The organism is Falsiroseomonas sp. (assembly GCF_051860665.1).
Lineage (GTDB): Bacteria > Pseudomonadota > Alphaproteobacteria > Acetobacterales > Acetobacteraceae > Falsiroseomonas.
This window is the reverse complement of the sequence record NZ_JBHYDM010000012.1, coordinates 150928-157580: the sequence shown is the minus strand read 5'-3', so window position 1 is coordinate 157580 and position 6653 is coordinate 150928. Positions and strand designations below refer to the sequence as shown.

The following is a 6653-nucleotide window of genomic DNA, read 5'->3' as shown; positions in this document are numbered from 1 at the left end:
CCATGAGCGGTCGAACATGGCCACCGGCGCCGCGTTCCTGCGAAGCGCCCTGGCCGCCTTCCCCTACAGGCTTCGCGTCGTGCTCACCGACAACGGCATCGCCTTCGCCGACGCGCCGCGGAACCGCGGCGGCTGGACCGCCCAGTTCCGCGGCCACAGCTTCGACCGCGTCTGCCGCGAGCATGGCATCGAACACCGCCTCACCAAGCCCTACCACCCCTGGACCAACGGCCAGGCGGAGCGGATGCATCGAACCGTCAAGGACGCCACCATCAAGGCCTTCCACTATCCCGGCCTCGACGCCCTCGAAGCGCACGTCCTGGTATTCGTCCGGGCGCATAACTTCGCCAAGCACCTCAAGGCGCTCCGATGGCGTACGCCCTTCCAGACCATCTGCGACGCATGGGCAAAAGACTCGTCGCCTTTCACCATCAACCCGCACCACCTCATCCCGGGACCAAACACCTAGAAGCGAGCCATGGCGGGCCATGGACAGTTCTGCGCGGTCGCGCGCGCGCATGAGGCGGTGGGCGGCCGCTGGACGCTGCTGGTGGTGCGGGAATTGCTCTCCGGCGCGCGGCGGTTCAACGACATCCGCCGCGGCATCCCGCGCATCTCCCGCACCATGCTGGCGGAGCGGCTGGAGGCGCTGCAGGCGCTGGGTTGCGTCGCGCGGCAGGCGGATGGCTATGCGCTGACCGGATCCGGCCTGGAACTGGCGCCGGTGATCGCCGCCCTGGGGCAGTGGGGCCAGCGCCGGCTGGTGCGGGACACGCAGGCCGAGGATCTGGACCTGGAGCCGGTGCTGATCGACATGCAGCGCCGCGTGCGGCCGGAGGCCCTGCCGCCGCAGCCGCTGGTGCTGCGCCTGGACCTCGCCGGCCACCCGCCGCGCTTCCTGCTGCTGGGTGCGCGGGAGGTGGCGTTGTGCCGCCGCAATCCGGGCTTCCCCGAGCCGCTGCGCCTGCACGGGCCGCTGCCGGCGCTGGCCGCCTGGTGGCGCGGCGATACCAGCTTCGCCGCGGCGCAGCGCATGGGCCTGGCGCTGGAGGGGCCGCGCGGGCTGGTACGCGCCTTCCCCGGCTGGTTCGCGCGCTATGCCTTCGCCGAGGTGGCGCCCGCCTGACCGGCGGTCCGGATTCCGGACCCCCGGCGCGGCCGCCCCTGCGGCATCAGGCGGGCGGAGGTGCCGCCATGCCCATCGAGACCATCCTCGCCCTCGGCCTGTTTGCCGTGATCAGCTCCCTGGGACCGGGTCCCAGCAATTTCCTGCTGCTGGCCTCGGGCGCCAATTTCGGCTTCCGGCGCACGCTGCCGCAGCTTCTCGGCGTCAGCGCCGGGCTCTGCACGGTGATGCTGGGGGTGGGCGCCGGGCTCGGCCTGCTGCTGGCCGCGGTGCCGGCGCTGGGGCTGGCGGTGAAGCTGGCCGGCGCCGCATGGCTGCTGCGCCTGGCCTGGCGGATCGGCACGGCACGGGCCATGGGCGGCGCCGGGCAGGCGCCGGCGCGGCCGATCGGCTTCCTCGAATCGGCCGGATTCCAGTGGATGAACCCCAAGGCCTGGCTCGCCGCGGTGACCGCCATGGCGATCTACACCCAGCCCGATTCGCCGGTGCTATCCGTGCTGGTGGTCAGCCTGGCGGTCGCGCTGGGCGTGCTGCCGAGCCTGATTCTCTGGGCCGGCATGGGGGTCGCGCTGCGCGACCTGCTGTCCGATCCCCGCTGGCTGCGGCGCTTCAACATCGGCATGGCGCTGCTGCTGGTGGCCTCGCTGCTGCCGCTGGTCCGGTGAGGCGCTATTTGCGCCGGGTCAGGGCCAGCACAAGCACGATCGCGGCGATGATCACCACCGCGACCATGCCCTCGATGACCGCGAAATTCGGCGCATCGCGCGCCACGAAAAGGGCGGTGATGGCGCCGGCGGCGACCAGCAATCCGCGCAGCAACAGGCTCATCCCTGCTCTCCTTCCCGGCGCCTGGCTTCCAGCGTGTCGATCCGCTCCAGCGCACGGCGCAGCATATCGGTGATCTCGGCCAATTGCTGTTCCCGCAGCAGGTCCACCTTCTCATGCAGCAGGGTGATGTCGGCCTCGGCGCGCAGGTTCACCTGGTAGTCGGCCACCGACCGGTCGCGGTCGAGCTCGGACTGCCGGTTCTGGCTCATCATGATGATGGGCGCGGTATAGGCGGCCTGGAAGGACAGGACGAGGTTGAGCAGGATGAAGGGGTAGGGGTCCCAGGCCTCGGTCCCGATCAGCGCATTGGCCAGGATCCAGGCGGCCAGCAGCCCGGACTGGATCAGGATGAAGCGCCAGGACCCGACGCGCGCGGCCACCGCATCGGCCAGCCGGTCAGCCAGGCGGAGCGGGACCGGCGCCTTGCCCCGGCGCTGCTTGGCGCGGGCGATGGTGCGGCGGATATGCGTGGGATGGGACATGCGGGGTGATCCTGGAGCCGGCGGGACTCTACACCCGCCGCGCCCGGCCTGCCCTGCGCCCTCTGCAGGTCAGTGGCTGAAGCGGTGCGTGCCGCCATCCACATGCACCACCTGGCCGGTGATGTAGCGGGCGCGGGGAGAACACAGGAAGGTCACCAGCACGCCGAGGTCGTCCGGCTCCCCGATGAAGCCGACCGGCACCTCCTTCGCCGCCCATTCCTGGCGGGCTGCCTCATTCGGCAGGATGCGGGCGTCGATCTGCTCCGACCGCAGGCGGCCGGGGGGCACGCAGTTCACCGTGATGCCGTCCCGGCCGAGCTGGCGGGACAGCGCCTTGGCCCAGATATGCACGGCGCCGTTCGGGGCATTGGCGGCGTTGATGATATGCGGCTCGTCGCTGCCGGTGATGTTCACGATGCGGCCGAATTTTCCCGCCTGCATCGCCGGGATCAGCGCATGGGCCATGCGGCGGCCGGCGTGGAAGTTGATCTCCATCGATTCCTGCCAGACCTCCTCCGGCCCCAGATCCGTCTGCGGGCGGCTGCCGCCGGCATTGTTCACCAGGATGTCGCAGCCGCCGAAGCGGGCGAGCACGGCATCCCGCGTGCGTTCGGCGGCGGTCGGGTCGGTCACATCCTCGGCCAGCAGCAGCGCCTCGGCGGAGGCGGGCAGGGTGGCGGCGGAGTCCTCCAGCCGGTTCATGCGCCGGGCGAGCAAGGCGAGCTTGCAGCCTTCCTCGGCCAGCAGGCGCGCGATGCTGCGGCCGAGGCCGGCGGAGGCGCCGGTGACGAGGGCGATCTTGCCGGCCAGTTGCAGGTCCATGCGGGCGACTCCATGCGGTTCCGCGCGCCAGGGTGCGTCGCGGGCCACGCAAGCGAAAGGGGCCGCCCCTTGCGGAGCGGCCCCTTCCTGGATCCTGTGGCTTCGGCGGCGTCAGCCGCCCTCGGCCATGGCCTTTTCCTTGCCGGCCCGCAGGTTGGGCAGCAGCATGGCCAGCAGCGCGATGGCGGCGATGCCGAGCATGGAGGCGGAGATCGGCCGCTCGATGAAGACCATCACATCGCCGCGGGACAGCAGCATGGCGCGGCGGAGGTGCTCCTCCATCATCGGGCCGAGCACGAAGCCGATCAGCAGCGGCGCGCCTTCCAGCTTCAGCTTGGAGCAGAGGTAGCCGAAGAGGCCGAACAGCACCATCAGGTAGACGTCGAAGACGTTGTTGTTGATGGAGTAGATGCCGATGGCGCAGAACACCATGATCGCCGGGTAGAGGTGGCGATACGGCACTTCCAGCAGCTTCACCCACATGCCGATCATCGGCAGGTTGATGACCAGCAGCATCAGGTTGCCGACCCACATGGAGCAGATCAGGCCCCAGAACAGGTCCGGCTGGGCTTCCACCATGCGGGGGCCCGGCTGGATGCCCTGGATGATCAGCGCGCCGACCATCAGCGCCATCACGGCATTCGCCGGGATGCCCAGCGTCAGCAGCGGGATGAAGCTGGACTGCGCGGAGGCGTTGTTCGCGGCCTCCGGGCCGGCCACGCCCTCGATCGCACCGGTGCCGAACAGGTGGCGGTTCCGCGAGACCTTCCGCTCCAGCATGTAGGAGCCGAAGGAGGCGAGGGAGGCGCCGCCGCCCGGCAGGATGCCGAGCACGGTGCCGAGCACGGTGCCGCGCAGCACGGAGGGGACGGCGCGGCTGAATTCCTCGCGCGTCAGGTACAGGCTGCCGACCTTGTGGGTCAGCACGTTGCGCGATTCCGGGCGCTCCAGGTTCAGGATGATCTCGGCGATGCCGAACATGCCCATGGCGATGGCGACGAAGCCGACGCCGTCGGAGAGTTCCGGAATGCCGAAGGTGAAGCGCTGCTGGCCGGTCTGCACGTCCGTGCCGACCAGGCCGAGGCCGACGCCCAGCACCACCATGCCGATGCCCTTGACGATGGAGCCCTGCGCCAGCACCGCCGAGATGACCAGGCCGAGGAACATCAGGGAGAAGTAGTCGGCCGGGCCGAAGGACAGGGCGACGGAGGTGAGCAGCGGGCCGGAGGCGGCGACGACGATGGTGGCGACGGAGCCGGCGAAGAAGCTGCCGAGCGCCGCGGTGGCCAGCGCCGCGCCGGCGCGGCCGTTGCGGGCCATCTTGTAGCCCTCGATCACCGTCACCACCGAACTGACCTCACCGGGCAGGTTCAGCAGGATGGCGGTGGTCGAGCCGCCGTACTGCGCGCCGTAGTAGATGCCGGCGAGCATGATGATGGCGGTGGTCGGCGACATGCCGAAGGTGATCGGCAGCAGCAGCGAGATGGTGGCCACCGGGCCGATGCCCGGCAGCACGCCGATCGCCGTGCCGATGAAGGCGCCCAGCAGCGCGAAGATCAGGTTCTCGAAGCTGAAGGCGACGCTGAACCCGAGGGCGAGGTTCGTGAGCAGGGTTTCCATGGATCGTTATCCCTCAGGGCGCGAAATAGGTCGGCCAGACCGGAATGCGGATATCCAGCCAGTAGATGAAGACCAGCCAGCATAGCGCGACGAGGAAGGCGGCGAGCCCCAGCACACCGAGCGGTTTGTGCGTTCGATCCGCGAAGCTTGAGATGCCGATGGTCACCGCCAGGGTCAGGATCAGGCCGGCCTTCTCCAGGATCAGGCCGAAGACGCAGATGGCGGCCAGGATCAGGAACAGTTCGCGCCACGCCCAGCGCTCCAGCGGGTCCGGGCCGCTGAACAGCGCCATGCCCAGCACGATCACGCTGAGGAACAGAAGCAGCCCGAAGGCCAGCATCGGCATATAGCCGGGGCCCATCCGGCGTGCGGTGCCCAGCGTGTGGTCCAGGTTGAGCCACAGGCCCGCGACGGCGAAAGCCAGGAGTACCAGCCCCGCCGCCAGGTCTTTCGCGTTGATCTTCATCCGCACCTCGTTGCTGCCCGCCCCGCCGCGGGGACAAGTCTTGTTTGTCAACCTGGCGCCGCGGCCCTGGGGCCACCGCACCGTCTCCTTGGCCGCCCCGCCACCAGCCCCTGGCCGGCGATCGGGTGCGAAATCCGCCGGACACGACGAACCGCCGGCTTTCGCCGGCGGCCTGGTCCCTGCGAACCCTAGTCATCCGCGACGTCCTCGCCAACAGCGGGATGTCCGGACATTCCCCTAAAACATTACATTACGTTCATCATCCGGCCGTGGCACCGGAAGCACGCACCACCGGCGCCCAGCGGGCCACCTCCTCCGCCACGAAGGCGGTGAACTGGGCCGGGGTCATGTCGCCCGGCGTGCCGCCCATCTCGGCGAAGCGCTGCCGGCTTTCGGGGGTGGCGATCACCGCCATGATCTCCCGGTGCAGGCGCTCGACCACCGCCGGCGGCATGCCGGCGGGGCCGGAGAGCGCGAACCAGGAGGTGCTGGACAGGTCGAAGCCCTGCTCCCGGAAGGTGGGCACGTCCGGGAAGGCCGGGTGGCGCTCCGCGCTGCTGATGGCGATGGCGCGCACGCTGCCCTGGCGGATATGGCCTGCGGCGGAGGGCAGGCTGTCCGACATCATCGGCACCTGGCCCGCGATCACCGCCGTCATCGCCGGGCCGGCGCCGCGGAAGGGGATGTGGGTATGCTCAATGCCGGCGAGGTCGCAGAAGCGCACCAGCATCAGGTGGTTGGAGGAGCCGGCGCCGGAGGAGGCCATGTCGAGCCCGCCCCGCTTCGCCTTCGCCGCGCGCACCAGGTCCGCCAGGTTGGCGATCTCGCTGCGCGGATTCACCACCCAGACGGAGGGGTTGGTGATGACCATGGCGATATGGGTGAAGGACCGCACCGGGTCGTAGCGCAGATTGCCGTAGAGCGCGGGGCTGATGGCATGGCTGGCGATATTGCTCATCACCAGGGTCTGGCCATCGGGCGCGGCATCGGCCACCGCCTGGCTGCCCGTGGTGGCACCGGCGCCGGGCCGGTTCTCCACCACCACCGGCACGCCGAGCCGCTGCGCGAGGCCATCGGCCACCAGGCGGGCGGAAAGATCGGTGCTGCCGCCGGGCGCGAAGGGAACGACAAGACGGATGGGGCCGGAGGGGAAGCCCTGCGCGCGCGACAGGCGCGGCGCGGCCAGCAGCGCCACGCTGGCGAGGGTGCCGGTGGCAATGGCGCGGCGCGTCAAACGTCCCGTCATGGATGTTCCCCCTTGAAGTTGGCGAGCCTATGGCACGAGGCTTCCGGACCCGGCAAGCCGGGT

9 protein-coding genes are annotated in these 6653 nt (G+C 70.1%); 3 read left to right on the top strand and 6 right to left on the bottom strand.

Annotation, left to right across the window (positions count from 1 at the left end; all coding sequences use genetic code 11):
- From ACTIF1_RS14610 to ACTIF1_RS14600, 3 genes are all read left to right on the top strand, one after another.
- The coding region (locus ACTIF1_RS14610; RefSeq protein WP_439597170.1) for an integrase core domain-containing protein at window positions 1-469 on the top strand (469 nt) is incomplete at its 5' end.
- A 9-nt stretch (window positions 470-478) separates the two neighbouring features.
- Window positions 479-1126 (top strand): winged helix-turn-helix transcriptional regulator, encoded by a 648-nt coding sequence (locus ACTIF1_RS14605; RefSeq protein WP_439597169.1) that lies wholly within the window; start codon window positions 479-481, stop codon window positions 1124-1126.
- Between the two features lie 68 nt (window positions 1127-1194).
- Window positions 1195-1791, top strand: a complete 597-nt coding sequence (locus ACTIF1_RS14600) for a LysE family translocator (RefSeq protein ID WP_439597168.1) — start codon at window positions 1195-1197, stop codon at window positions 1789-1791.
- Window positions 1792-1795: 4 nt separating this feature from the next.
- Here ACTIF1_RS14600 and ACTIF1_RS14595 read toward each other — a convergent pair whose 3' ends face one another.
- From ACTIF1_RS14595 to ACTIF1_RS14570, 6 genes are all read right to left on the bottom strand, one after another.
- A complete protein-coding gene (locus tag ACTIF1_RS14595) occupies window positions 1796-1954 on the bottom strand; it encodes a hypothetical protein (RefSeq protein ID WP_439597167.1) in 159 nt (52 codons plus the stop codon).
- Window positions 1951-2436 (bottom strand): DUF1003 domain-containing protein, encoded by a 486-nt coding sequence (locus tag ACTIF1_RS14590; protein ID WP_439597166.1) that lies wholly within the window; start codon window positions 2434-2436, stop codon window positions 1951-1953. The genes ACTIF1_RS14595 and ACTIF1_RS14590 overlap by 4 nt, the downstream gene beginning before the upstream one ends.
- 69 nt (window positions 2437-2505) lie before the next feature.
- Window positions 2506-3258 carry an SDR family NAD(P)-dependent oxidoreductase gene (locus ACTIF1_RS14585; RefSeq protein WP_439597165.1) on the bottom strand — a complete coding sequence of 251 codons (753 nt, stop codon included), beginning with the start codon at window positions 3256-3258 and terminating at the stop codon, window positions 2506-2508.
- Window positions 3259-3369: 111 nt separating this feature from the next.
- Window positions 3370-4878 carry a tripartite tricarboxylate transporter permease gene (locus ACTIF1_RS14580; RefSeq protein ID WP_439597164.1) on the bottom strand — a complete coding sequence of 503 codons (1509 nt, stop codon included), beginning with the start codon at window positions 4876-4878 and terminating at the stop codon, window positions 3370-3372.
- Window positions 4879-4891: 13 nt separating this feature from the next.
- Entirely contained in the window at window positions 4892-5344 is a 453-nt protein-coding gene (locus ACTIF1_RS14575) for a tripartite tricarboxylate transporter TctB family protein (protein WP_439597163.1), read from the bottom strand.
- 259 nt (window positions 5345-5603) lie between these two features.
- A complete protein-coding gene (locus ACTIF1_RS14570; RefSeq protein ID WP_439597162.1) occupies window positions 5604-6590 on the bottom strand; it encodes a Bug family tripartite tricarboxylate transporter substrate binding protein in 987 nt (328 codons plus the stop codon).
- Window positions 6591-6653 lie beyond the last annotated feature (63 nt).

Coding starts and splice junctions, on each gene's coding strand:
- ACTIF1_RS14570 (WP_439597162.1), bottom strand. CDS start 6,590: ATGACGGGACGTTTGACGCGCCGCGCCATTGCCACCGGCACCCTCGCC.
- ACTIF1_RS14605 (WP_439597169.1), top strand. CDS start 479: ATGGCGGGCCATGGACAGTTCTGCGCGGTCGCGCGCGCGCATGAGGCG.
- ACTIF1_RS14590 (WP_439597166.1), bottom strand. CDS start 2,436: ATGTCCCATCCCACGCATATCCGCCGCACCATCGCCCGCGCCAAGCAG.
- ACTIF1_RS14585 (WP_439597165.1), bottom strand. CDS start 3,258: ATGGACCTGCAACTGGCCGGCAAGATCGCCCTCGTCACCGGCGCCTCC.
- ACTIF1_RS14575 (WP_439597163.1), bottom strand. CDS start 5,344: ATGAAGATCAACGCGAAAGACCTGGCGGCGGGGCTGGTACTCCTGGCT.
- ACTIF1_RS14580 (WP_439597164.1), bottom strand. CDS start 4,878: ATGGAAACCCTGCTCACGAACCTCGCCCTCGGGTTCAGCGTCGCCTTC.
- ACTIF1_RS14595 (WP_439597167.1), bottom strand. CDS start 1,954: ATGAGCCTGTTGCTGCGCGGATTGCTGGTCGCCGCCGGCGCCATCACC.
- ACTIF1_RS14600 (WP_439597168.1), top strand. CDS start 1,195: ATGCCCATCGAGACCATCCTCGCCCTCGGCCTGTTTGCCGTGATCAGC.